We start from the raw sequence: 23,240 nt of genomic DNA, 5'->3' as shown, positions 1-23,240 counted from the left end.
TTTCATTCCCTCCGTAAGCCAGATAGGTTGCGTCGGAAGGAGCCCCCATGGAAGTAATGATCTCTGCCGCGTTCACGTTCATCCTCGTGATGGACCCGCTCGGCAACGTGCCGCTGTTCCTGGCATCGCTGCGAAACACCGCGCCGGAGCGACGCCAGTGGGTGATCCTGCGCGAGTGCCTGATCGCGCTCGTCGTGATGGTCACGTTCCTGTTCGCGGGTCGTGGGCTGTTGAACCTGCTGCACGTCGACGATGCGGCGCTCAAGGCGGCCGGCGGCGTCATCCTTCTCCTGATCTCCATCCGGATGGTGTTCCCCACGCCGGAGCGGAATCTCTCCGAGCCCGTCACGCACGACGAACCATTCATCGTTCCGCTCGCCGTGCCTTACATGGCGGGGCCGTCGCTTCTCGCGGTCATCGTCGTGTTCGTGTCACAGAGTCCCGACAAGCTGCCGTGGTACCTGGGCGGGCTTGTCGCGTCGTGGGCGATCAGCACGGTGGTGTTGTACTTCGCGGGCTTCCTGCAGCGCGTCGTCGGCACCCGGGCGCTCGTCGCCGTCGAGCGCCTGATGGGCATGATCCTGGTCCTGCTCGCGGTACAGATGATGTTCGAGGGCACCAGGGACTTCTTCGCGGCCTGACCCCGTCGCCGCTGTATACAAATCTGCGTATACGCGCCGAGCTGTGCGTATGGCACAGCTGATGCAACCTACGCAGATTTGTGTCCGCGGCGGGGCGGGAAACCATTCGTTATCAAACCGATATCCCCAAACCCTTGACGATGAGAGCGCTCTCACGGTGTAATGGGAGCGCTCTCATGATCTACCCGACATGAGAATCGACAGAGCGCAGGAGCGCGCTGCGCAGTGCTTTCCCGGCTGTTCAGCGGGCATCCAACACCCCACGACGAAGGAGTCTCAGATGCGCAGCAACAACCTCATGCGGATGACGGCAGCCGCAGGCGTAGCGGCACTCGCCCTCTCCGCCTGTTCCCCATCCGCTCCGCCGACCACGGCGCCAACCGGCGGCGCTACCACGGGCGGCACCGGCGGCGGGGAGATCACCCTCACCGTCGCCACGTTCAACGAGTTCGGCTACAACGACCTGCTCGCGGAGTACGAGTCGCAGAACCCCGGCATCAAGGTCGTCGAGAAGAAGGCCGCCACATCCGACGAGGCGCGCGAGAACTTCATGACGAAGCTCGCCGCAGGCTCCGGCCTCTCCGACATCGAGGGCGTCGAGGTCGACTGGCTTCCCGAGATCATGCAGAGCGCGGACCTGCTCGCCGACCTCACTGACCCGGCTCTCGACGGCCGCTGGCTCGACTGGAAGGTCGCGCAGGCCACCACGGCAGACGGCAAGCTCGTAGGCTACGGCACCGACATCGGCCCCGAGGGAGTGTGCTACCGCTCCGACCTGTTCAAGGCGGCAGGACTGCCGACCGACCGCGACGAGGTCGCCAAGATGCTCGGCTCGAGCTGGGAAGACTACTTCGCCGCAGGCAAGCAGTTCGTCGCGAAGTCCGACGCCGCCTGGTACGACTCGGCGGACGCCATCTTCCAAGGCATGGTGAACCAGCAGGAGAATCCGTTCTCCTCGACCAAGCCCGAGGAGACACTGATCCCGCTCGGCGAGAACACCGCCATCAAGGCGATCTACGACCAGCTCCTCGCCGCCTCCGTCGACGACGGCCTCTCCGCCCACCTGCAGCAGTGGACCCCAGACTGGCAGAACGCCTTCCAGAACAAGAACGGCGGCTTCGCCACCATGCTCTGCCCGGGCTGGATGCTCGGCGTGATCGAGGGCAACGCGGCAGGCATGGAGGGCTGGGACATCGCGAACCAGTTCCCCGGCGGCGGCGGCAACTGGGGCGGCTCGTTCCTGACCGTCCCCGCCCAGGGCAAGAACATCGACGAGGCCAAGAAACTGGCGGCCTGGCTGACCGCCCCTGAGCAGCAGATCAAGGCCTTCAAGCTGAAGGGCACGTTCCCGAGCCAGATCGAGGCGCTCTCCAGCGACGACCTCCTGTCCGTGACCAACCCGTTCTTCAACGACGCCCCCACCGGTCAGATCCTCGCCGATCGCGCCAACGCCGTGACCGTCGTCCCGTTCAAGGGCCCGAACTACTTCGCGTATCGGGCCGCCGTCTCCAACGCCATCAACCGCGTCGACGTCGACAAGACCCACAACGCGGCTGACTCCTGGGCAACCGCCGCTTCCGACATCGCCGCCCTCGGCTGACCGCCCTCCCGCCCCGGCTCACATGAATATGGGCCGGGGCGGGCCCGCACCCGAGAGGAGCACGCATAGTGTCCGTCGCCTCGAAACCGTCGCGGCTCTCCGGCAGCGCATTCTGGAGCCGGCTCGACGTCAAGTCCGCCCCTTACCTATACATCGCCCCGTTCTTCCTTCTTTTCGCCCTGGTCGGCATGTTCCCACTGCTCTACACCGCGTTCGTTTCCGTGCACCAATGGGGGCTCATCACCGGCAACAAGGGGTTCGTGGGCCTCAAGAACTACACAGACGTCCTGAATCAGCCGCGCTTCTGGCAAGGCATGGGCAACACATTCAGCATCTTTCTGCTGTCGTCGGTGCCTCAGCTCATCATTGCCGTGTTCGTCGCCGCGGTGCTCGACGCGAATCTGCGCGCCAAGACCTTCTGGCGCATGGGCGTCCTCGTTCCTTACGTAGTGGCACCGGTCGCCGTCGGCCTCATCTTCAACTCGCTGTTCGCCGACCAGTCCGGCTTCGTGAACGCCGTCCTCACCTCGACGGGACTCCCCGCCGTCGGCTGGCACGCGGAGCCGCTCGCCGCGCATGTCGCGATCGCCACCATGGTGAACTTCCGCTGGACCGGCTACAACACGCTGATCGTCCTCGCTGCCATGCAGGCCATCCCGCGCGACATCATCGAGGCGGCCGTCGTCGACGGCGCCTCCCGCGTCCGCACGTTCTTCTCCGTCACCGTCCCGATGCTGCGGCCCACCCTGATCTTCGTGATCATCACCTCGACGATCGGCGGCCTCCAGATCTTCGACGAGCCGCGCATGTTCGACCAGATCGGCCTCGGCGGCAACAACCGCCAGTGGATGACGATCACGATGTTCATGTACGAGGTCGGCTGGGGAAGCCAGCGCAACTTCGGTAGGGCCGCGGCCGTCGCCTGGATCCTTTTCCTGGTCATCGTCGCGTTCGCCCTGATCAACTTCTGGCTGACCAGCAGGATCGCGGGCTCCGGCGCCGCGCCTGCAGCTCCGCGCCGCCGCACGAAGGGAGGGTCGCGATGAGCGCCCCGGACATGTCGATCGGCATGATCGAACAGGTGGCGGGCAAGAGCGCCGCTCGCGCCGCCCGCAGGAAGCGGGGCATGGACGGAGGCGTGCGGAGGCCCGGCTGGGTGACGTACGCGCTGCTGACCCTGATCGTGCTGATCTCCGCCTTCCCGCTCTACTACGCCTTCCTGCTGTCGTCGAGCACGTCGGCCTCCATAGCGCAGAACCCCATCCCCTCACTGATTCCCGAGCGGCACTTCATCGAGAACATCACGCGTGTGCTGACCGCCGACATCAACTTCTGGCGGGCGGTGCTGAACTCGGTCATCGTGGCCGTGGTGACCTCGATCTCCGTCGTGTTCTTCTCGACGCTCGCGGGCTACTCGTTCGCCAAGCTCCGCTTCCCCGGCCGCAACGGGTTGCTGGCCTTCGTCATCGGCACGATGGCCGTCCCAACGCAGCTGGGCATCATCCCGCTGTTCATCGTGATGGTGAAGCTCGGCTGGGTAGGCAACCTGGCCGCGGTCATCGTGCCCGCGATGGTCACAGCCTTCGGCGTCTTCTGGATGACCCAGTACCTCGCCGAGGCGCTACCCTACGAGCTCATCGAAGCCGCCCGCGTGGACGGCTGCTCGATGATCGGCACGTTCTGGAACGTGGCGCTGCCCGCCGCCCGCCCTGCGGCCGCGATGCTCGCACTGTTCACGTTCGTGGCATCCTGGACCAACTTCTTCTGGCCCTTCGTCGTGCTGGGATCCACCAACCCGACACTCCCCGTCGCCCTGCAGCTGCTGCAGGCCACCTATTTCAAGGACATGTCTCTGATCATGGCTGGTGTCGTACTCGCAACCATTCCCCTCCTCGCGCTGTTCGCGCTCGCCGGCCGCCACCTGGTCTCCGGCATCATGGCCGGGGCAGTGAAGGGATGACCGCGTTGCAGTTCCCGGACGGCTTCCGGTGGGGGACCGCCACGTCGTCGTTCCAGATCGAGGGGGCCACCGACCTCGATGGCCGCCAGCCCTCCATCTGGGACGTCTTCTGCGAAGTACCGGGCGCCATCGAGGGCGGCGACGACGGTCGGGTCGCCGTCGATCACTACCACCGCTACCGCGAGGACGTGAGCCTCATCGCGGACCTCGGGCTCGACACCTACCGGTTCAGCGTCGCCTGGCCCAGGGTGATGGACGGCGACCGGGTCAATGAGAAGGGCATGGACTTCTACTCCCGCCTCGTCGACGCCCTCCTCGCAAAGGACATCACGCCCTGGCTGACGCTGTATCACTGGGACCTGCCCGCCTCTCTTCCCGGCGGTTGGACCAACCGCGACACCGCGCACCGCTTCGTCGACTACGCCCTCGCGATGCACGAGCGGCTCGGCGACCGAGTCAACACCTGGACGACGCTCAACGAGCCCTGGTGCTCGTCGTTCCTCAGCTACGCCGGCGGAGCGCACGCGCCGGGATACACCGACCCGCGCGCGGCCGTCCGGGCGGGCCATCACCTGCTGCTCGCCCACGGACTGGCAACGACGGCGCTGCGCGAGGTCGCCCGCCCGGGAACCGAGCTCGGCATCACGCTGAACTTCACACCCGTCGCGCCGGCCACCGACGACCCCACCGACGTCGATGTCGCCCGCCGGGTGGACGGCACGGCCAACCGGTTCTTCGTACACCCGATCTTCACCGGCGCCTATCCGGCCGACGTACAAGCGGACCTCGCCGCGCTCTGGGACGACGACCTCGTTGCCGACGGCGACCTGGCGGCCATTTCGGCCCCCATCGACGTGCTCGGCGTGAACTACTACACAACGGGAGTCGTCCGGGCAGCCAGTCTCGACGACACCATCGGGCCGGACCTGGTCCGCGGGCGTCGGCTTGGCACCCCGCACGTCGCGGCTCCGGATGCGGTGGCCGTGTCGCGCGGGCTCCCGCTGACCGACATGGGTTGGGAGGTCGAGGCCGACGGCCTCTGTCGCCTTCTGCTCTGGCTGCACCAGGACTACACGGGCCCCGCCGGCGTCCCGCTGGTGATCACCGAGAACGGAGCCGCCTACGACGATGCCGTCTCCCCCGAAGGGACCATAGACGACCAGGAGAGGATCGGCTACGTGCGCGATCACCTCGCGGCGGTGCACGCGGCGATCGCCCAGGGGGCGGACGTCCGCGGCTACCTGCTCTGGTCGCTGCTCGACAACTTCGAATGGGCTTTCGGATACGGCAAACGGTTCGGCATCGTCGCTGTCGACGAGGCGCTGAACCGGACTCCGAAGGCCAGCGCTGCATGGTTCGGCGGTGTCGCCCGGACCGGCGTCGTCGAGGTCTAGCGATGGAGCAACCCATGCGTGAGGCGGGCGGGGCACCGCCGACCCTCGAAGACGTGGCGCGCGCGGCCGGCGTGTCCCGCGCCACGGTCTCGCGCGTGGTCAACGGCGGCACCCTCGTCTCCTCCGACACCGTCCGGGTGGTCAGCGAGGCGATCGACGCGCTCGGCTACAAGCCGAACCGCGCAGCCCGCGCGCTGGTCACCAACAAGGCCCAAGCCGTTGCGGTTGTCGTCACCGAGACCGACGATCGCGTGTTCTCGGACCCGTTCTTTCCGCAGTCCTACCACGGGGCGCTGCACGCGTTCAGGGGCATGGAGGTTCAAGTCCTCCTCGCCATGGCGCAGCCCGGCGAGAGCCCGGGGCAGATGACGCGGTATCTGCACAGCGGGCACATCGACGGCGCCATCGTCGTGTCCCATCACGGTCCCGAACTGGCGAAACGCCTGGTGTCGTCGCGGCAGCCGGTGGTCTTCGTCGGCGATCCCGAGGTCCCCGGCCTTCCGTACGTCGACCTCGACCAGCACGCCGCCTCCGTCGCCGCTACGCGGCACCTGATCGGGCGTGGCGCGCAGCGGATCGCCACCATCACCGGCCCGCAGGACATGCGCGCCGGCGTGCAACGCTTAGCGGGCTTCGTCGCCGCCATGACCGAGGCCGGGCTGCCACCCGCCGCGGTGGCGCACGGCGACTTCACGGTCCGCGGCGGCGAGGACGCCGCGCGCGAGCTGCTCGTATCCGCCCCCGATGTCGATGCCGTTTTCGTCGCGTCCGACCTCATGGCCCTCGGCGCCGTCCGCACGCTCCAGGCAGCGGGTCGGCGGGTCCCCGACGACGTGGCTGTCGTGGGGTTCGACGATTCCAGCGCGGCACTGCAGTCGTCGCCGCAGCTGACAACGATGACGAACCCCGCAAGCGAACTCACGCGTCTCGCCGCCGAGATGCTGAAGCAGCTACTCGACGGCGCTCCCTCCCCCGAACCCGTGATCCTTTGCAGCCGCCTCGTGGTCCGCGACTCTGCGTAGCCTGGAGTTTTGGCGCACAACCGGGCTTCCCGCGCCCTATCGGGCACCAGGAGGTCGGTTGTGCGTCATTTCTCCACGCCGTCCCGGTAGCGTGGTGAAGGCGCCTACCCGAGGAGAGACCATGACCCTCGACACCCCATGGACCGCGGCCGTCGACCGCGCGCTCCCCCTGCCCGAACACCCGCGCCCGCAACTGGTGCGGCCCGGCTGGACCATCCTGAACGGCCCGTGGCGCTACGCCGTCACGCCGTTCACCGAGGACGACCCGACGGCGGTCCCCCACCCCGGCGACGCGCCGAGGCGGTGGCACGGCGAGATCGTCGTGCCCTTCTCCCCCGAGGTCCCACTGTCGGGAGTCGGCCACCACCTACAGCGCAACGAGGTCCTCTGGTACCAGCGCACGTTCGCCGCCGCCCCCGCCGACGGTCGACGCGTGCTGCTGCACTTCGGCGCCGTCGACCAGTCGTGTCGGGTCGCCGTCGATGGCGTGGAGGTCGGCGGGCACACCGGTGGGTACCTGCCGTTCACGCTCGACATCACCGACGCGCTCGCCGCCGGCACAGAGCACACCCTGACCGTCGCCGTGCGCGACGTCACCGACTCGTCGTGGCTCTCACGCGGCAAGCAGCGCACCCAGCGCGGCGGGATCTGGTACACCCCGCAGTCCGGCATCTGGCAGACGGTGTGGCTGGAGGAGGTGCCGACGGTCGCCATCGACCGGCTGGTGCTGACCCCGCACCTCGCCAGCGGCGAGGTCGAGGTGCTCGTCCTGAGCCACCGCGCGGCGCCCGGACAGACGGCCACCGTCAGGATCGACGGCGTCACCCCCGTACAGGTGCGGGTCGGTGCCCCGTCGCGGATCAGCCTGCCCGCGCCCGTCCGGGCCTGGAGTCCCGACGACCCGTTCCTGTATGACGTCGAGGTCACGTTGGGCGATGACCAAGTGACGAGCTATGTCGGCATGCGCTCGTTCGGCGTAGGCACAGGCCCCGACGGTCGCCCTCACCTGCTGCTGAACGGCGAGCCTCATCTCCCCGTCGGTCTCCTCGACCAGGGCTACTGGCCCGACGGCGGCTATACCGCGCCCACCGACGAGGCGCTCGCGTACGACATCGAGCTGGCCAAGTCCCTGGGCTTCGACCTGCTGCGCAAGCACATCAAGGTCGAGCCGCTGCGGTGGTATCACCACTGCGACCGCCTGGGGATGCTCGTGTGGCAGGACCACGTCAGCGGCGGCGCACAGTACAAGGACGCCGTCGTCGCCGCTCCGGCCATCGCCTCGCCGCGGGTCAACGACCGTCGCTATCGCTGGTTCGGCCGCGGCGACGCCGAGGGTCGCGAGTCGAGCCGCGCCGAGCTTCGCGCGATGATCGAGCACCTGCGCAGCGTGCCCAGCGTGTCGCTGTGGGTGCCGTTCAATGAGGCCTGGGGCCAGTTCGACGCCGCGGCGATCGCGAAGGAGGTCCGCGCGTGGGACCCGACCCGCAGGATCGACCACGCCTCCGGCTGGCACGACCAGGGCGAGGGCGACCTGGAGTCGCGGCATATCTACTTCCAACGGATCAAGGGCTCGTCGTGGCGCCACGACGGGCGCGTCGCGGCGCTGACCGAGTACGGCGGCTACGGCCTCACCGTCCCTGGTCACCTGTGGGCAAAGGACACGTTCGGTTACCGGCAGTTCGACGACGCCGAGGCGTTGGGCGAGGCCTTCGAAAAGCTCGCCGACGAGCAGGTAGCGCCAGCGATCCGCGACGGGTTGTCGGCCCTGGTGTACACGCAACTGAGCGACGTAGAGGACGAGGTGAACGGCCTTGTCACCTACGACCGGCAGGTCGTGAAGCTGCCCGTGGAGCGGGTAAGGGCGACGAACGATCGGCTGCGGGCCGCGTTCTGGGAGCGCACCCGGGTTGTCGAGCGGGAGCTGACCTCGCCGGTATCGCTGACCGGGCCTGACGGCAGGTTCAACCCCGCGGCTCACGGCTGGGCCCGCGACGCCGTCGTCGACTCTTCCGCCATCGACGGCGGCAGGGCCTGGGGCCGCAACAAGCGCTGGGAGTACTGGAACGTCATCACACCCACGCACATCCTCGCCCTCACTGTCTCCGCCCTCGACTTCGCGAGCGTCAACGAGATCTGGATCCACGAGCGCACCACCGGCCGGAGCCTCGGCCATACGGGGATCGGTGCGGGCAGCCGCGGCGTCCGGTTGCCCGCGAACCTTGAGGGAGGGCGGGCGTTGCGGGTCGCAGGCTGGCCCGGGTCGCGCCCGTCGGACGGGGTGGCCACTGCCCGGGTCAACGGCCTGCGGATCACCGTCGAAGAGGTCCACGGCGGCACGCGGCTGCGTGCGGACCTGCCCGGGGCGGGGTTCGATGTCGTCGCGCTGCGCCCACCTGGCCACGAACGCCTCGCCGTCGTCGTGCCCTGGAGTGCCACCCGGTTCCAGTACACGGTCAAGGATGTGGCGCGTCCTGCCGTGGGGACGGTCACGGTCGACGGCGTGACGCACAACGTGCCCGAGGGTGAGTCGTGGGCGGTGCTCGACCACGGAAGGGGACGGTGGCCGCACGACGCCGCCTGGAACTGGGGCGCGGGCTCGGGTCGGCTCGCCGACGGACGCGTGTTCGGCCTGCAGGTCGGAGCACAGTGGACCGACGGCACGGGCTCTACCGAGAACGCGGTGTTAGTAGATGAGCGTCTCATCAAGATCAGCGCTCCGGTCACGTGGACCTACGACCTCGTGGACTGGCGGCGTCCTTGGCGCGTCGTCGGTGGCGGCTTGGACGCCACCCTCGTCCCGTTCCACAACAAGCAGTCGTCGACCAACTTCGGCGTGCTGGCCTCCCGGACATCCCAGGTGTTCGGGCACTGGGTCGGCACGTTCGACACCGGCGCCGAGGTCGTGGCGTTCGACGGCATCGTCGGCTTCGGCGAGGACGTCCGCAACCGCTGGTAGTGGAAAAATGCTTGATAACAACGCCAAAAAGCGCCAGAGTTCCGCCATGCGCATCGCACTTGCCCAAGTGACATCCACGACGGATCCTGCCAAGAACCTCGAGCTGATCCGCGACAACGCCCGTCGCGCGGCCGGCGGCGGCGCCGTCGTCGTCGTCTTCCCCGAGGCGACGATGTGCTCTTTCGCGCGGCCCTCGCACCAGGTCGCCGAACCGCTCGACGGGCCGTGGGCGACGACGGTGCGGGAGATCGCCGCCGAACTGGGCATCAGCATCGCCGTCGGCATGTTCACCACGTCCCCAGACGGGCGGGTGCACAACACGGTCTTTGTCACGGGGCACACCGAGGGGCGCTACGACAAGATTCACCTGTTCGACGCGCTGGGGCACACCGAGTCGAAGAACATCGCACCCGGCCGGGAGCCCGTCATCGTGCGCGCGGGGCGCTTTGGCGTCGGCCTCACGGTCTGTTACGACATCCGCTTCCCCGGCCTGTACACCGCATTGGCGAGGTCGGGCGCGCACGCGATCCTCGTCGCCGCTTCCTGGGCTCCGGGGCCGCAGAAGGTTCACCAGTGGCGCTCCGCAGCTATCGCCCGGGCGATGGACGCGACGTGCTTCGTCATCGCGATCGACCAGGCCGCCGTCGGCGATGTCGAGGAACTCGGGCCTCCCACCGGCGTCGGCCACTCGATGGTCGTCGACCCGGCGGGCAACGTGCTCGTCGAACTCGGCGAGGCCCCCGAGTTGGCATTCGTCGACTTCGACCCCGACGATGTCGACCGCGTCCGCGAGCAGCTCCCCGTCCTGCGCAACGCCCGCTACTGACGCCTACGCGACAGAATGCAGCTCGAACCGAAGACCGAGCGCCGTTGTCACCTTCACGATCGTCGACCAGGGGGTTGCCGTCTGCATATGGGACGCTATCCATGCCGGCCGACATTTCTGGGCGAGCTACCGCCCAGTGAGGCGGCGGACGCCTTCATCGAGGACGGCGTCGGTCTTGCAGAACGCGAACCGCACGATGGTGCGCCAGTCGGCGGGGTGGTCGGTGAACACCGGGACGGGGATCCCGGCGACGCCGCGAGCTGCCGGCAGCTCGCGGCAGAAGGCGAGCGCGTCGTCGGCGCCGAGGCTGGCGACGTCCGCGCAGACGAAGTAGGTGGCCTCCGAGGCAAACGGGGACAGCCCCGCGGCCTCAAGGGCCGACGACAGGCGATCGCGCTTGGCCCTCAGTGAGTTGCGCAGGTTCTCGACCCAGGCCTGCTCGTGGCGCAGCGCGTGCGCGACGGCGGGCTGGAACGGCGCGCCGCCGACGTAGGTCAGGAACTGCTTGGCGGCGAGCACACCGTCGAGCAGGGGCTTCGGCGCCAAGGCCCAGCCGATCTTCCATCCCGTCACGTTGAACGTCTTCGCCGCGCTGGAGACCGTGACGGTGCGCTCGCGCATGCCCGGCAACGACGCCAACGGCATGTGCGGGGCGTCGAACGTGAGCCGCTCGTAGACTTCGTCGGAGAGGACGAGGAGGTCGTGCTCGACGGCGATCTCGGCGACGGCGCGCAACTCGGCATCGGTCAGGATCGTGCCCGTCGGATTGTGCGGCGAGTTGACGACGATCATCGCGGTCTTCGGACCGACGGCGGCCCGGAGCGCGTCGACGTCGAGGACGAACCGTCGGCCGTCGCGCACAAGGGGCACGGCGACCCGCGAGGCCCCCGCAAGCGCGACCGCGGCGGCGTAGGAGTCGTAGTACGGCTCGATCAGCACGACCTCGCGGCCGGGCTCGACCAGCCCGAGGAGGGCAGCGGCGATGGCCTCGGTGGCACCGACGGTGACCAGCACCTCGGACGACGGGTCGAGCGACTGGCCGCAGCGCGCCGCCCTTTCCTCGGCGATGGCCGCGCGGAGGTCCAAGATCCCGCGCCCCGGCGGGTACTGGTTGGTGCCCGCGGCGATCTGCTCCCGCGCGATCTCCAGCATCCGCGGCGGCCCGTCCCAGTCTGGGAATCCCTGGCCGAGGTTCACGGCGCCGTGTCGCGCGGCCAGCTCCGTCATCTCCGCGAAGATCGTGCCGCCGAACTCACGCAGCCGCGTCACAGGCCCAAAATCCATGCGCGCAGTGTACGAAGAACTACCCTTTCTTCAATGCGCTACATCCTTTTCCCGGGCAGGCATCACCTCGTCACGCGGTTCCAGGCCGCGCACCTGCGAGCGCTCATCGATGCCCATCCCGGCGCCGAGGTGGTGTGGGCCATCACCAGTGCCGACCATGGTGGGACGCAGCGCAACCCGATTCCGGGTTCCCGACGCCTCGGCCTCGTCGAGGCAGTCGCGGCCGCCGACCGCCTGCCTTCGCTGACTTTCCTCATCGCCAACCGACGGCCGAAGCCGGACTTCGCGCATTACGTCGTCGAGGAGATCCGCACCCAGACCGGCGGTCGGGTCACGATGACTCAAGACAACACCGTCGTGGCATGCTCGACGCCCGCGGTGATCGCCGACTACGAGCGGCTCGGCTTCCCCATCGACCCCGTGGAACTCGGCACCGACGAGGCCCGCCCCTGGGATGTCGTCGAGGCCGTCATCGCGTCGGGCCCCTCCTGGGCCGACGACGAGTGGGTCACCACCCACCTCCACCCGGAGGCGCGGGCGCACTACCTCCGCTACGGCCTGGCGGACGCCGTGCAGCAGATCTACGCCGACCCGCTCGTCGACACCGACGACGGCGACATCACCGCCACGAGGGATTACGCCACCTACCGCGCCGCCTTCGAGGACAACGCGTGGCGCAAGGTGAGCGAGTTCGCCGACGCCGTCCGCCCGGGTCGCATCCTCGATGTCGGCTGCGCGACCGGCCAGACCATCAAGCTTCTGAGCGAGCGCCCGCAGCTATTCGAGTCGGACTTCTACGGCGTCGAGGTCGCGCGCCCTCTGTACGAGATCTGCCAGCAGCGCAAGACCAACGGTGAGTTCGGCGACGCCAACGTCTTCTTCCACCAGCGCAACATCATGTTGACGAGGCTGTTCGAGCCGAACTCGCTGGACACCGTCATCACCATGGCGCTGACGCACGAGATAGAGTCCTACCTCGGCCGCGACGCGCTGCTCGAGTTCTGCGCCCGCGTCCACGACATGCTCCGCCCCGGCGGCGTGTGGATCAACTACGACGTTGTCGGCCCCGACGGCCGCGACGAGCCCGTCCTCGCGCGCTTCACCACGTCCGACGGCGCGGCCACGGGAGAGCTGCGGGACCTGTCGTCCCGCGCCCGGTTCGATCGCTTCGCCCAGGACTTCCGCCGCGACGAGGGCGACGGCATCTCGTTCGCGCCGGTCCTTGAGCCAGGCGCGTCGACGACCTCGACCGCGTCGCGCACGCTCCTTGAGCCAGGCGCATCGACGAAGTCGACCGCGCCTGCGTCGCGCCGTGCTGAGCCGACGCGCGAGCGAAGCCGCCGTCGTGTCGACGTAATAGGCGACGAGCTGATCCGGCTCACCCGCGGCGACCTGTACGAGTTCCTCGCGAAGAAGGACTACGTCGACTCCTGGCACTCCGAGGCGCACGAGAGGTTCTGCTTCTTCACCCCCGACGAGTGGGTCGCCCTGCTGGAAGACAGCGGCTTCGTCGCGACGAACAAGACCCGCCCCATCCGCAACCCGTGGCTGATCGACAACCGCTTCTCCCCCGCCGCCCGGGTCTTCACGGAGTCGGGGGACGGTCTCGTGGAGGACCCCTGGTCGTGGACGAACGTCCTCCTCGTCGCCGAGAAGCCCCTGGACTGACGGCTCACTGGGGCCGGGTCCCCCCGGACCGTCAGCCAGGTCAATTCCGTTCAGGTGCCCCGCGATCCGGGGTTCCTCAGGTTGGATCCGTCAGCATTCTGACATCCGTAACCTGGCTAACCCTGGCCGGCTCGGATCGCTGACGGATCCAACCTCGTTGGCTAGCCACGGTCCGGGAATAACGGGAACACGAACTCGGCGAAGTTGCTCACCCACCACGAGCTGACAGAGATGGTTGACAGCCACTGCTACGCCGACTGGCGCACCGCGTTGAGCCAGGTACAAGGGATCTACCTGATCACGGACACATCCAGCGGGAGGCATGATGTCGGGAAGGCCGACGGCACCGAGCGGATCCTCGGACGCTGGCGCTCCTACGCGAGGGACGGTCACGGCGGAAACGTCGGCCTTAGGGAGTTGAGTCTCGCGCGCGAACGTCTAGCCGCGGCCCAGAGCACGCCGATCAGCCGAGCCCGACACTTCGCCTACAGCATTCTGCGCGTGTTCGGCCCCAGCACGTCACCGTCGGAAGTCGACGAGGCGGAGTCGCACTTCAAGCGGGCGTTGATGACACGCGAGTTCGGCTTGAATAGGAACTAATCCATGCGGCGTCACGGCCGGCCGCCGCGGGAGGGGACCGAGCCGCCTGTGGGAGCCGTCGTCGTGTCCACTCGGACGGTGAGTGCGGCGGTGTAGCCCGACGTCGCGTCGCCGGTCGCCGTCGCCATCTGGAGCGCGGCGCTGTCCTCGCCGAAGACGTTGTCCGTAGCCAGCGTGACCTGGGAGAGGTTCCGCGTGGAACCGGAGTATGCGGAGTCTTCGTAGACGACGTTCAGCATGTCCTCCGGGAAGGCGAGCTGCGACGTCGAGATCGCGTTGTTCGCATCGGCGATCGACGCCTCGTCGGGATAGACCTCGAAGTGGATGTGCGGCCAACGCCCGGAGTAGCAGCCGGGGACGATCGACGTGAAGGTCACCTTCCCGTCCGCGCCGGCCACCTGGACGCCGCGGAGCCAGGTCTGGTCGCGCACCCCGTCGGAGTACATCGAGTAGCGACCCAGCGCATCGCAATGCCAGGCGTAGACGGCGACGCCCGCGAAGGGCGCGTCGCCGTTGGCCATGTCGGTGATCGCGAGGGTGAAGCTGAGCGGGATGCCGTCGACGGCGTCGCCGCCGCCGATGCTGGTGCGCAGATCCTGCCGGACGATGCCCGACTGCTCCAACACGTCGACAACTTGGCCGTCGACCTCGTTCGACCCGTCGCCCGGGTACGGTCCGGCCGTCTCGTCCGGGATCTCCCCCGCGGGAAGCGCGCCCGAGGAGCTGGCGCCGGTCCCGGTGCTCGTCGCGGTGGTTGCGGCGCTGGTGGCGCCCGAGGTCGCACCCCCGTCGGCGCACGCCGCGAGCGTCAGCGCACCTACCCCCAAGCCCAGGCCGAGCAGTCCCCTTCGGTTGAAGATGGTGCGGATATCGAAGCCGGCACCCTGGTCGACGACCTCGTCGTCGGGCCGCACGAGCAGCCGCCCCTCGTACGCGGGGCCTTCAGGAGTGAGGTCGGGCTCGGGAAAGCTGGTCATGATCGGTTCCTCTCGGGTTCGGTGACACCAGCGTCGAAGACGACCCCGGCAGGAGCTTGTGGACCTCCTGTGCGATCCCTGTGAGAGACGCGGCTCAAGGGGCCGTGGGCGGGCGGCCGGGGCCGCGGAGGGGTCTCGCCTTGACGTCACGGCCCGACTTCTTCAGCGCGTCGCGCAGCAGCATCTCGATGTGTGCGTTCACGCTGCGCAGATCGTCGGCCGCCCACTTGGCGAGTGCCTCGTGGACGGCTGGGTCGAGCCGCAACAACAGCGACTTGCGGGAGGGCCTCTCCACCCTCCCGCTCGACGGCGCCTCGGCAGGCTCGCCCCCGGGCACCTTCGCGTCGTCGTTCATCAGCCGTAGAGCGTGCCCGTGTTGATGACAGGAGTGGAACGAGAGTCGGAGCAGAGAACCACGAGGAGGTTGGACACCATCGCGGCCTTGCGCTCGTCGTCGAGGGAGACGATCTCGTCGCGCTCCAGGCGCTCCAACGCCTGCTCTACCATGCCGACGGCGCCCTCGACGATCTTGCTGCGGGCCGAAAGCACGGCGGACGCCTGCTGGCGCTGCAACATCGCCTGCGCGATCTCAGGCGCGTAGGCCAGCGACGAGATCCTCGTCTCGACGACCTCGAGGCCTGCGATCGCGATCCGCGCCGCGACCTCTTCTGCCAGCTCGCGCGACACTAGATCGGTGGAGCCGCGGAGGCTCTCCTCACCGGGGTCGGCGAAGTCGTACGGGTGCGAGGTGGCGACGTGCCGCAGCGCCGACTCCGCCTGCACCGTCACGAAGTTCTCATAGTGCTCGACGGCGAACACGGACTTGGCCGTGTCGGCCACCTGCCACACCACGATGGCGGCGATGTTGATGGGGTTGCCGTCGGCATCGTTGACCTTGAGCTCGTTGGTCTCAAAGTTGCGGACCTTGACCGAGACCTTCTTCTTGGTGGTCAAAGGGATGGTCAGCAGGAGGCCCTGCTTGCGGATGGTGCCGACGTACTTGCCGAAGAACTGCAGCACCTTGGTGTCGCCGGGCGCGACCACGGTCAGAGACGAGAAGACGAACATGCCCAGGACGAACGAGAGGATCGAAGCGAAGACGAGAAGGCCGTTGACCTCACCGCCGCTCTCGTCGGCGATCGCCGTCGTCACGATCCCCCACACGGCCAACGCGAGCAGCGCCAAGCCCAGCAGCAGCGCCAGCGCGCCGGACATCGTCCACGCGGTGCGCTCCTCGACGATGACGCGCGTGCCGTCGTGCCCCACGGGCCTGCCCGCGACGGCGCCGCCCACCGATGCCTCGTCCACGTTCGGGATATCGTTCATGATCACTCCTTAATTGGATATCAATGTGATATCAGATTAGCACGTCGTCCCCGACCTGACCAGCCACCGGCTCAAGGGTGAACAGGTCCCCGGGCGTGCACCCCAGGACGTCGCACAGCGCGGTCAGCGTGCCGAACCGGATGGCCTTCGCCCGCTGGTTCTTCAGGATGGACAGGTTGGCCAGCGTGACGCCGACCGCCTCGGAGAGCGCGGTCAGCGTCATCCCGCGGCGCTCCAGCAGCTCATCCAGCCGACAGACGATGCGATGCGGCTCCTCGACGGGCATCTCAGACCACGCCTTCGAGCTCGTCCTCGAGCACCACGCCCCGCGCGAACACCTCGGCGACCATCGCGAACAGCATCGCGGCACCGACGGCGACGAGCCCGCCGGACCCCATGGTCGACACGAACAGCGTCGTCTCCTCCCCAGGGATCAGTTGGCGACTGAGCGCGGCGTCCACGATCCCCGAGGCCAGCCAGTGTGCGAGCGACCCCAGGAAGACGGTAAGCGCGATCCCACGCAGGCAGTGCACGGTGTCGCGAGTGAACGGCGCACCCGCCGCAGCGGCCGCGACCACGCGCCACAGGAACAGCAGCGCCACCCAGAGCGCGACGACGACAACCAGCGGCGGAACGAGCGAGAGCACCCAAGTGCCGATCGAGGCTCCCACGGCCTCCACGGAAACGACCCCCCAGGGGGTGACGCTGACGCCGTCGGCAACAGAGATGGGGGCGAGGGCCCCTGCGGGCAGGTAGACCCGGAGTGGGTTGCCCGCCGCCAGGTCGTAGACGGGAAGCCCGAGGAGCACGGCGGGTGCGCAGATGGCCAACAGGATCATCAGCACCTTCGTCGCGCGGTAGTCGGACCGGTCGAACGTGAGCAGCTTGGCGTTCATGAGTTCCTCCTTTGAAGCTGTATATCGAGAAACGATAACATCGATAAACGATAAGGGCAAGGCTCGGTTGGATCCTCACCGAAGCGGTCGGCCCTGATGCGGTAGACAAGTGCCATGACCTTCGACCTCGTCACGCTGCGCCGCGAACTCCACCAGATCCCGGAGGTGGGACTGCACCTCCCCGAGACCCAGGCCGCCGTGCTCCGCGCGCTGGACGGCCTTCCGCTGGAGATCACGCTCGGAGCTTCGGTGACGAGCGTCGTCGGCGTGCTGCGCGGCGGTCGGCAGACCGAGGGCAAGCGCCCCGTCGTGCTGCTCCGCGCCGACATGGACGCCCTCCCTGTGGAGGAGCTCACCGGGCTCGACTTCGCGGCCACCAACGGCAACATGCACGCCTGCGGGCACGACCTGCACATGTCGATGTTGATCGGCGCCGCGCGCGAGCTGTGCGCGCGCCGGGACGACCTGGCGGGCGACGTCGTGTTCATGTTCCAGCCCGGCGAGGAGGGCGTCGACGGCTGCCGGTACATGCTCGACGAGGGGCTGCTCGACGTCGCGGGCTCGCGGCCCGACTGGGTGTACGCCATCCATGTCTGGTCCGCACTCGACCCCTGCGGCACGTTCTCCACCAAGCCGGGAACGGTCATGGCCAGTTCCGACGTGGCGAAGGTCCGCGTCGTCGGGCGCGGCGGCCACGGCTCGACGCCGCAGCGCGCGGCCGACCCCGTTCCCGCGCTGGCCGAGATCACGACGGCGCTGCAGACCATGGTGACGAGGCGCTTCGACGTCCAGGACCCGGTGGTGGTCACGGTCGGCCTGCTGCAGGCCGGCACCATCGCGAACGTCATCCCCGAGGACGGTCGCCTCGAGGCGACCCTGCGCGCGTTCTCCCACGAGGCCCGCGACCGGCTGATCGCGACCATCCCGCAGGTGGTCGATGGCATCGCTAGGGCCCACGGCGTCACCGGAGAGTTCAGTCTGCTCGAGCAGTACCCCGTGACGATCAATGACGACGCCGAGGCCGACGTCGTCGCCGAGACCGTTGCCGATCTGTTCGGCGCGGAGAGGCACGCGAGGTGGGAGCACCCGCTGGCCGGCGCCGAGGACTTCTCCCGCCTGTTGGAGCAGGCTCCAGGGTGCTTCATCGGCCTTTCGGCCTGCCCGCCCGAGTTGGACCCCGCCACGGCCCCTTTCAACCATTCGGCCTACGCGAGGTTCGACGACCGAGTCGTCCCGGACGGCGCCCGTCTGCTCGCCGAACTGGCCGCGCGGAAGCTGGCCTGACTACGCCACACCACCGGTTCTGAGGGGTTTTCCTGACTCGGCACTCACAGGCCACGCCGACCGGGCAGAATTTGCCCATGCGCCCCATGCTCGCGGTCCCGACGCCGACCCCGGGAATCCCGCCATCCGGACCTGAGTGGATCCACGAGATCAAGTGGGACGGAGTGCGCGCGCTCGCCGAGACCCGCGGTGGGCGGCTCCACCTCTTCAACCGCACCGGCGGTGACATCACACTGGCCTACCCGGAGGTCGTCGAGGGCGCCGTCGGTCTCCCCGACGGGCTGGTCCTCGACGGCGAACTGATCGCCATCGATCCCGATCTCGGCGTCCCCCAACTCCACGCCGTCGTCCCGCGCGTCCACGTCCGCGACCACGCGGAGGCACTGCAGTTGGCGGGCGAGCGCCCGGCGACATTCGTCGTCTTCGACATCCTGCGGGTCGACGGCCAGGACATCACCCGCCTTGCCCACAACGAGCGCCGCGCCCTCCTCGAGCAGCTCGACCTCGACCGACCCTGCTGGCACCTCTCCGAGACCTTCGACGACGCGGACACGGTCGTCGAGCTGACCCGCGAGCAGGGCCTTGAGGGGGTGATGAGCAAGCGTCGGTCGTCGCCGTACCTCGCCGGGAGCCGCAGCTCCGACTGGATCAAGACCCCGCACCGGGACGAGCTGGTGGCCGTGATCGGCGGTTGGATCCCCGAGGCGGGCGACGAGCGGCGGCTCGGCGCACTGTGGATCGGCCACGCGGCCGACGAGGCGACCTTCGACACCGATCCTGTCCTCTACCCCCTCGGCCGGGTGGGCTCCGGGCTCAGCCAGCGGGACCGCGACGCGCTGCTCGTCGTCCTCCACGGGACCGTCCGGGACACCCCTCCCTTCGATCCCGTGCCACAAGGCCCCGACGCCCGCCGCTCGCACTGGGTCGAGCCGCTGCTCTGCGTCCATGTCCGCTACCTGAACATCTCGGCGGGCGGCTTGCTCCGGCAGCCGGTCATGCGCCGGCTCCGCCCCGACGTCGACCCCGTCGCCGCCGCGACCGCAGAACTCAGGTAACCGCTCGCCAAGCCGGCCGCGAGGCGCTGCGAGGGTCCTGTGGTCAGGTCTAGCCTGTGAGAATGAGCCAACCTGTCACGCCGCCACCCGACACCGTCGACTGGGCCGAGGTCCTCTCCAGACCGTGCGCCGAGTGCGGGTTCGTCGCGTCTGCCCTTGTCAGGGAACGGTTTTCCACCCTCATCGAGGAGAGGGCCGGCGGCGTGGCCGCACGCCTCGCCCGGCCGGGCGCCTCCGAGCGACCCGAACCCACGACCTGGTCGCCCGTCGAGTACGCGCGTCACCTCGCCGACGTATGTGACGTCATGACCTCCCGTCTGGGAGCGATCATCGCGGCCGACGGCGCGGGCGCCACCTTTGCGGTCTGGGATGGCGACGAGGCGGCGCTTGCGGCCGAGTACTGGCTGACCGTGCCCGACGACGCCGCCGTTCTCCTTCGGCAGCGCGCCGCCGAGGCCGCGGCGGCCTGGGCCGCCCTTGCCCAGGATCAGTGGGCTTGGGAGGGCCGGCGCGGCGATGGCTTCGTGTTCTCCGCCGAGTCGCTGGGCGCCTACCTGATTCACGAACTGGTCCATCACGGCGCGGATGTCGGCGCGTAGCGGCACTGCCGCCCATCGGGGCCGGACCTGGATGGGGCGTTGTCGTAGGCTGGGCGCGTGACCGAGCCGAACGAGATCGCGACGCTGCCGCCGCTGGAGGAGCTCCAGCCCGGCGTGACGCGGAGCCTCCGCACGGGTGAGCCGCGCCGGCCCGTCATCCTCGGGGTGGCCGCTGTCGTGCTGTATCTCGCCGCCGCCGGGGTCGCCGTCGCCTACGGGATCCACTGGTGGCAGGCCGCGCATCCTGAGACCTATCCGACGTCCGCCCGGCTGATCGCCTGGGTCGACCCGGACCCAGGCAAGTGGCTCTCTCTCACGCTCGAGGGCGTGCTCGCTGCGGCCGCGGTGATCGCCGCGGGAGCCCCCGCGGGAGCCGGCTTCCAGGCGTGGAACGGTTGGCGCTGGGGTCGCTGGGCCGCGCCGGTCGCCGCCGCCCTCACCGGAGGCTTCGCTGCCCTCGCCAGCGACTGGGGCTTCATCGCCGTCGGCCTCGCGATCGTCGGCTCCGCTCTTCTGTGGCTGCCGCCGGTGACGCGGTATCTCGCCGACTGGGACCGGGTCCGCGCCGAGCGCCCCATCCCCTATCGGCGCCCGGAGTCGATCTTCTACGGCCGCCTCCCTCGCTTCCGCTAGTCGCTACACTCCCGACCCATGGCCAACTCCAACGGGTTCCTCGACGGCGTGCTGACCGTGCTGCGCGAGGTCGCGGAGCGCGCCCTCGACCGCGCCACGCGGCAGCAGCGGCGCTCGACCCGCAAGAGTGCCCCGAAGCGTGAGTCGGCGCCCAAGCCGAAGGCACGCACCAAGGCGAGCCCGCAGCCGAGGACGACGGCCAAGCCCAAGCCTCCCGCTTCCGCGCGAACGGCCGCCACACCCAAGACCTCCTCGGCCAATCGGCCCCAGCCGTCGACACAGACCGGTCGTCCCCTGCTGTATCCCGGCGACTACACGCAGCGCCCGACGATCGTCTATCAACCGCGCCACGACGCCGAGGCCGACCCGGGCGAGATCGTCTGGACCTGGGTGCCGTACGAGGAGGATCACGCGGAGGGAAAGGATCGCCCGGTGCTGTTGATCGGGCGCGACGGCCCGTGGCTGCTGGGGCTCCAGGTCACTTCGCAGGACCACGACCGCGACGCCGCGCAGGAGGCGCGCGCCGGCCGCTACTGGCTGGACATCGGCGCGGGGGCCTGGGACCCGCAGCGCCGTCCCAGCGAGGTGCGCGTGAACCGCATCGTGCGGATAGATCCCGGGGGCGTGCGCCGCATCGGCGCGGTTCTCGACGAGCGCGTCTTCGCCGCGGTCGCCACTGAGGTCCGGCGCCACTATTGAGGTTCCGCCGCTGGTGAACGCCCCTCTCCGTGATTCGGGGATTGTCCGCGCGCCCTGATTGAATGAACTACGCAAGTTCAAGGAGCCGCATGATCACCGTGACGGACCTCTCAAAGGTCTACTTCCAGGGTAAGCGCGAGGTGCGCGCACTCGACCGCGTGTCGTTGACCGTTCCCGAGGGCTCCATCCACGGCATCATCGGGCACTCGGGCGCGGGCAAGTCGACGCTCGTGCGCTGCCTCACTCTCCTCGACCGCCCGACGTCGGGGACCGTCGAGATCAACGGGGTCGACCTCACCGCCGCCCGCTCCGACGCCCTGCGCACGGCGCGCCGTCGCATCGGGCTCGTGTTCCAGCAGGCGAACCTCTTCGACTCGCGGACCATCGCCGACAACGTCGCCTACCCGCTTGAGCTCATCGGCGTCGACAAGAGGAAGCGCCGCGAGAAGGTCGAGGAACTCCTCGGCCTCGTCGGTCTGGCCGACGCGGGCGAGGCCCACCCCGCTCAGTTGTCGGGCGGCATGCGGCAGCGCGTCGGCATCGCGCGGGCGCTGGCCACCGACCCCGACGTCCTCCTCTTCGACGAGCCCACCTCCGCGCTCGACCCGAAGACCACCGACGAGATCCTCGACCTCATCGTGAAGCTCCGTGCTCACGCCAAGCTCGCGGTGCTCGTCATCACGCACGAGATGCACGTCGTCAAGCGCATCTGTGATTCCGTCTCGCTGCTCGACGGCGGCCGGATCCTCGAGTCCGGGCCGCTGACCGACGTCGTGCGCCAGCTCGACGGTCGGCTCAGCCAGGCGCTCCTCGGGATCCCGCCGCACGCATCGGTCGGCCACTTCCCGGGCACGCTGGTCGACGTCCTCTCCTCGGGAGACAAGGCCGCGACGCCGGTCGTCGCTCACACCTCCGCTATCGTCGGGGCCGAACTGAACATCCTGGCTGGCTCCGTCGAGCACCTGGCCGGGACGACGTTCTCCCACCTGCGCATCGCGGTGCCGCCCGAGGCGGACCCGCAGGCCGTCATCGACGCGTTGCGCGCCCAGGGCGCCGACGCGCGACTCACCCGCCCCGAGGAACTGGAGGCCCGGCGATGATTCTGCTCGACGCCCTCAGCGACTTCCTCAACAACCCCGCCATCGCGAAGGCGACCCTGCCCGCGCTGTGGGAGACCATCATCATGGTGGGTCTCTCCGGAATCTTCACGATCGTGCTCGGCCTGCCGCTCGGCGTGGTGCTGTTCGTCACCAAGCCTGGCGGCATGGCGGAGCATCGCGCGCTGAACGTCGTGCTGTCGAGCATCGTGGTCAACATCACGCGCTCGTTCCCGTACGCCATCCTCATGATCTCGCTGATGCCCTTGGCGAAGCTCCTCGTCGGAACGGCCATCGGCCCGATCGCGGCGTCGATCTCGCTGACGATCGGCGCGGTCCCGTTCTTCGCCCGCCTTGTCGAGACAGCCCTGCGCGACGTCCCCTCGGGCAAGCTGGACGCCGCGCACGCCATGGGTTCGACGCGCATGCAGTCGATCCGCAAGGTGCTCGTCCCCGAGGCCATGCCCACGCTGGTCGACGGCGTCACCACCACGCTCGTCACGCTCGTCGGGTACTCGACGATGGCGGGCCTCATCGGCGGCGGCGGCCTGGGCCGACTCGCCTACAACTACGGCTACCAGCGCTTCCAACCCGACGTGATGATCTTCCTCGTGGTGCTCATCATCCTCATCGTGCAGATCATCCAGTTCGTCGGCGAGCGCATCAGCAAGGCCGTCGACCACCGCTGATCCACCCCTCAGTTCCCCGGTCCGAATCCCTCGG

General features: G+C 68.8%; 23 protein-coding genes. 17 read left to right on the top strand and 6 right to left on the bottom strand.

Annotation, left to right across the window (positions count from 1 at the left end):
- Window positions 1-47: 47 nt before the first annotated feature.
- From IPJ61_RS16205 to IPJ61_RS16170, 8 genes are all read left to right on the top strand, one after another.
- Window positions 48-641: a MarC family protein gene (locus IPJ61_RS16205; RefSeq protein WP_297109931.1), complete on the top strand. Its 594-nt coding sequence runs from the start codon at window positions 48-50 to the stop codon at window positions 639-641.
- A gap of 280 nt (window positions 642-921) precedes the next feature.
- Window positions 922-2,241: an ABC transporter substrate-binding protein gene (locus tag IPJ61_RS16200; RefSeq protein ID WP_297109928.1), complete on the top strand. Its 1,320-nt coding sequence runs from the start codon at window positions 922-924 to the stop codon at window positions 2,239-2,241.
- Between the two features lie 68 nt (window positions 2,242-2,309).
- The gene (locus IPJ61_RS16195) at window positions 2,310-3,287 is read left to right on the top strand and encodes a carbohydrate ABC transporter permease (RefSeq protein WP_297109925.1); all 978 of its coding nucleotides are present in this window, start codon (window positions 2,310-2,312) and stop codon (window positions 3,285-3,287) included.
- On the top strand, window positions 3,284-4,201 hold the full coding sequence (locus IPJ61_RS16190; RefSeq protein ID WP_297109922.1) for a carbohydrate ABC transporter permease: 918 nt from the start codon (window positions 3,284-3,286) through the stop codon (window positions 4,199-4,201). Before IPJ61_RS16195 ends, IPJ61_RS16190 begins: the two co-directional genes overlap by 4 nt.
- Window positions 4,198-5,595: a GH1 family beta-glucosidase gene (locus tag IPJ61_RS16185; protein WP_297109919.1), complete on the top strand. Its 1,398-nt coding sequence runs from the start codon at window positions 4,198-4,200 to the stop codon at window positions 5,593-5,595. Before IPJ61_RS16190 ends, IPJ61_RS16185 begins: the two co-directional genes overlap by 4 nt.
- 14 nt (window positions 5,596-5,609) lie before the next feature.
- Window positions 5,610-6,617 carry a LacI family DNA-binding transcriptional regulator gene (locus IPJ61_RS16180; protein ID WP_297109916.1) on the top strand — a complete coding sequence of 336 codons (1,008 nt, stop codon included), beginning with the start codon at window positions 5,610-5,612 and terminating at the stop codon, window positions 6,615-6,617.
- Between the two features lie 121 nt (window positions 6,618-6,738).
- Window positions 6,739-9,573 (top strand): DUF2804 family protein, encoded by a 2,835-nt coding sequence (locus IPJ61_RS16175; protein ID WP_297109913.1) that lies wholly within the window; start codon window positions 6,739-6,741, stop codon window positions 9,571-9,573.
- Window positions 9,574-9,619: 46 nt separating this feature from the next.
- Complete coding sequence (locus IPJ61_RS16170; protein WP_297109910.1) at window positions 9,620-10,399, top strand: carbon-nitrogen hydrolase family protein; 780 nt, start codon at window positions 9,620-9,622, stop codon at window positions 10,397-10,399.
- Between the two features lie 126 nt (window positions 10,400-10,525).
- On the opposite strand, the gene IPJ61_RS16165 is transcribed toward IPJ61_RS16170, so the two are convergent.
- Complete coding sequence (locus tag IPJ61_RS16165) at window positions 10,526-11,683, bottom strand: pyridoxal phosphate-dependent aminotransferase (RefSeq protein WP_297109907.1); 1,158 nt, start codon at window positions 11,681-11,683, stop codon at window positions 10,526-10,528.
- Window positions 11,684-11,716: 33 nt separating this feature from the next.
- On the opposite strand from IPJ61_RS16165, the gene IPJ61_RS16160 reads away from it, so the two are divergent.
- Together IPJ61_RS16160 and IPJ61_RS16155 are read left to right on the top strand one after the other, a co-directional pair.
- Window positions 11,717-13,351 (top strand): class I SAM-dependent methyltransferase, encoded by a 1,635-nt coding sequence (locus tag IPJ61_RS16160; RefSeq protein WP_297109904.1) that lies wholly within the window; start codon window positions 11,717-11,719, stop codon window positions 13,349-13,351.
- A 231-nt stretch (window positions 13,352-13,582) separates the two neighbouring features.
- Window positions 13,583-13,951 carry a GIY-YIG nuclease family protein gene (locus IPJ61_RS16155; RefSeq protein WP_297109901.1) on the top strand — a complete coding sequence of 123 codons (369 nt, stop codon included), beginning with the start codon at window positions 13,583-13,585 and terminating at the stop codon, window positions 13,949-13,951.
- Window positions 13,952-13,962: 11 nt separating this feature from the next.
- Here the strand turns inward: IPJ61_RS16155 and IPJ61_RS16150 are convergent, their stop codons facing one another.
- The 5 genes from IPJ61_RS16150 to IPJ61_RS16130 all read right to left on the bottom strand — a co-directional run bounded on the left by IPJ61_RS16150 (window position 13,963) and on the right by IPJ61_RS16130 (window position 17,150).
- Complete coding sequence (locus IPJ61_RS16150) at window positions 13,963-14,928, bottom strand: intradiol ring-cleavage dioxygenase (protein WP_297109898.1); 966 nt, start codon at window positions 14,926-14,928, stop codon at window positions 13,963-13,965.
- 94 nt (window positions 14,929-15,022) lie between these two features.
- Window positions 15,023-15,283: a type II toxin-antitoxin system antitoxin gene (locus IPJ61_RS16145; protein ID WP_297109895.1), complete on the bottom strand. Its 261-nt coding sequence runs from the start codon at window positions 15,281-15,283 to the stop codon at window positions 15,023-15,025.
- Window positions 15,283-16,254 carry an SPFH domain-containing protein gene (locus IPJ61_RS16140; protein ID WP_297109892.1) on the bottom strand — a complete coding sequence of 324 codons (972 nt, stop codon included), beginning with the start codon at window positions 16,252-16,254 and terminating at the stop codon, window positions 15,283-15,285. Before IPJ61_RS16140 ends, IPJ61_RS16145 begins: the two co-directional genes overlap by 1 nt.
- Window positions 16,255-16,285: 31 nt before the next feature.
- Entirely contained in the window at window positions 16,286-16,540 is a 255-nt protein-coding gene (locus IPJ61_RS16135) for a helix-turn-helix domain-containing protein (protein ID WP_297109889.1), read from the bottom strand.
- Between the two features lies 1 nt (window position 16,541).
- Window positions 16,542-17,150: a DUF2975 domain-containing protein gene (locus IPJ61_RS16130; protein WP_297109886.1), complete on the bottom strand. Its 609-nt coding sequence runs from the start codon at window positions 17,148-17,150 to the stop codon at window positions 16,542-16,544.
- A gap of 114 nt (window positions 17,151-17,264) precedes the next feature.
- Between IPJ61_RS16130 and IPJ61_RS16125 the strand changes: the two genes are divergently transcribed.
- The 7 genes from IPJ61_RS16125 to IPJ61_RS16095 all read left to right on the top strand — a co-directional run bounded on the left by IPJ61_RS16125 (window position 17,265) and on the right by IPJ61_RS16095 (window position 23,206).
- Window positions 17,265-18,434: a M20 metallopeptidase family protein gene (locus IPJ61_RS16125; RefSeq protein ID WP_297109883.1), complete on the top strand. Its 1,170-nt coding sequence runs from the start codon at window positions 17,265-17,267 to the stop codon at window positions 18,432-18,434.
- Window positions 18,435-18,511: 77 nt separating this feature from the next.
- Window positions 18,512-19,489: an ATP-dependent DNA ligase gene (locus IPJ61_RS16120; protein WP_297109880.1), complete on the top strand. Its 978-nt coding sequence runs from the start codon at window positions 18,512-18,514 to the stop codon at window positions 19,487-19,489.
- 62 nt (window positions 19,490-19,551) lie between these two features.
- A complete protein-coding gene (locus tag IPJ61_RS16115) occupies window positions 19,552-20,088 on the top strand; it encodes a DinB family protein (RefSeq protein ID WP_297109877.1) in 537 nt (178 codons plus the stop codon).
- A gap of 57 nt (window positions 20,089-20,145) precedes the next feature.
- The gene (locus IPJ61_RS16110) at window positions 20,146-20,721 is read left to right on the top strand and encodes a hypothetical protein (protein ID WP_297109874.1); all 576 of its coding nucleotides are present in this window, start codon (window positions 20,146-20,148) and stop codon (window positions 20,719-20,721) included.
- A gap of 18 nt (window positions 20,722-20,739) precedes the next feature.
- The gene (locus IPJ61_RS16105; RefSeq protein WP_297109871.1) at window positions 20,740-21,420 is read left to right on the top strand and encodes a type II toxin-antitoxin system PemK/MazF family toxin; all 681 of its coding nucleotides are present in this window, start codon (window positions 20,740-20,742) and stop codon (window positions 21,418-21,420) included.
- A gap of 89 nt (window positions 21,421-21,509) precedes the next feature.
- On the top strand, window positions 21,510-22,520 hold the full coding sequence (locus IPJ61_RS16100; protein ID WP_297109868.1) for a methionine ABC transporter ATP-binding protein: 1,011 nt from the start codon (window positions 21,510-21,512) through the stop codon (window positions 22,518-22,520).
- Window positions 22,517-23,206 carry a methionine ABC transporter permease gene (locus tag IPJ61_RS16095; RefSeq protein ID WP_297109866.1) on the top strand — a complete coding sequence of 230 codons (690 nt, stop codon included), beginning with the start codon at window positions 22,517-22,519 and terminating at the stop codon, window positions 23,204-23,206. The genes IPJ61_RS16100 and IPJ61_RS16095 overlap by 4 nt, the downstream gene beginning before the upstream one ends.
- Window positions 23,207-23,240 lie beyond the last annotated feature (34 nt).

The organism is Tessaracoccus sp., from assembly GCF_016714275.1.
Lineage (GTDB): Bacteria > Actinomycetota > Actinomycetes > Propionibacteriales > Propionibacteriaceae > Arachnia.
The sequence above is the reverse complement of the archived record's forward strand: the minus strand, read 5'-3'. Positions and strand labels throughout refer to the sequence as shown.

Excerpts from the sequence above, each read along its gene's own strand:
- IPJ61_RS16115 (WP_297109877.1), top strand. The coding sequence starts at position 19,552 with ATGAGCCAACCTGTCACGCCGCCACCCGACACCGTCGACTGGGCCGAG.
- IPJ61_RS16095 (WP_297109866.1), top strand. The coding sequence starts at position 22,517 with ATGATTCTGCTCGACGCCCTCAGCGACTTCCTCAACAACCCCGCCATC.
- IPJ61_RS16150 (WP_297109898.1), bottom strand. The coding sequence starts at position 14,928 with ATGACCAGCTTTCCCGAGCCCGACCTCACTCCTGAAGGCCCCGCGTAC.
- IPJ61_RS16180 (WP_297109916.1), top strand. The coding sequence starts at position 5,610 with ATGCGTGAGGCGGGCGGGGCACCGCCGACCCTCGAAGACGTGGCGCGC.
- IPJ61_RS16160 (WP_297109904.1), top strand. The coding sequence starts at position 11,717 with ATGCGCTACATCCTTTTCCCGGGCAGGCATCACCTCGTCACGCGGTTC.
- IPJ61_RS16125 (WP_297109883.1), top strand. The coding sequence starts at position 17,265 with ATGACCTTCGACCTCGTCACGCTGCGCCGCGAACTCCACCAGATCCCG.
- IPJ61_RS16155 (WP_297109901.1), top strand. The coding sequence starts at position 13,583 with ATGGTTGACAGCCACTGCTACGCCGACTGGCGCACCGCGTTGAGCCAG.
- IPJ61_RS16130 (WP_297109886.1), bottom strand. The coding sequence starts at position 17,150 with ATGAACGCCAAGCTGCTCACGTTCGACCGGTCCGACTACCGCGCGACG.
- IPJ61_RS16200 (WP_297109928.1), top strand. The coding sequence starts at position 922 with ATGCGCAGCAACAACCTCATGCGGATGACGGCAGCCGCAGGCGTAGCG.
- IPJ61_RS16145 (WP_297109895.1), bottom strand. The coding sequence starts at position 15,283 with ATGAACGACGACGCGAAGGTGCCCGGGGGCGAGCCTGCCGAGGCGCCG.
- IPJ61_RS16170 (WP_297109910.1), top strand. The coding sequence starts at position 9,620 with ATGCGCATCGCACTTGCCCAAGTGACATCCACGACGGATCCTGCCAAG.
- IPJ61_RS16165 (WP_297109907.1), bottom strand. The coding sequence starts at position 11,683 with ATGGATTTTGGGCCTGTGACGCGGCTGCGTGAGTTCGGCGGCACGATC.
- IPJ61_RS16120 (WP_297109880.1), top strand. The coding sequence starts at position 18,512 with ATGCGCCCCATGCTCGCGGTCCCGACGCCGACCCCGGGAATCCCGCCA.
- IPJ61_RS16135 (WP_297109889.1), bottom strand. The coding sequence starts at position 16,540 with ATGCCCGTCGAGGAGCCGCATCGCATCGTCTGTCGGCTGGATGAGCTG.
- IPJ61_RS16205 (WP_297109931.1), top strand. The coding sequence starts at position 48 with ATGGAAGTAATGATCTCTGCCGCGTTCACGTTCATCCTCGTGATGGAC.
- IPJ61_RS16105 (WP_297109871.1), top strand. The coding sequence starts at position 20,740 with ATGGCCAACTCCAACGGGTTCCTCGACGGCGTGCTGACCGTGCTGCGC.
- IPJ61_RS16175 (WP_297109913.1), top strand. The coding sequence starts at position 6,739 with ATGACCCTCGACACCCCATGGACCGCGGCCGTCGACCGCGCGCTCCCC.
- IPJ61_RS16140 (WP_297109892.1), bottom strand. The coding sequence starts at position 16,254 with ATGAACGATATCCCGAACGTGGACGAGGCATCGGTGGGCGGCGCCGTC.
- IPJ61_RS16185 (WP_297109919.1), top strand. The coding sequence starts at position 4,198 with ATGACCGCGTTGCAGTTCCCGGACGGCTTCCGGTGGGGGACCGCCACG.
- IPJ61_RS16100 (WP_297109868.1), top strand. The coding sequence starts at position 21,510 with ATGATCACCGTGACGGACCTCTCAAAGGTCTACTTCCAGGGTAAGCGC.
- IPJ61_RS16190 (WP_297109922.1), top strand. The coding sequence starts at position 3,284 with ATGAGCGCCCCGGACATGTCGATCGGCATGATCGAACAGGTGGCGGGC.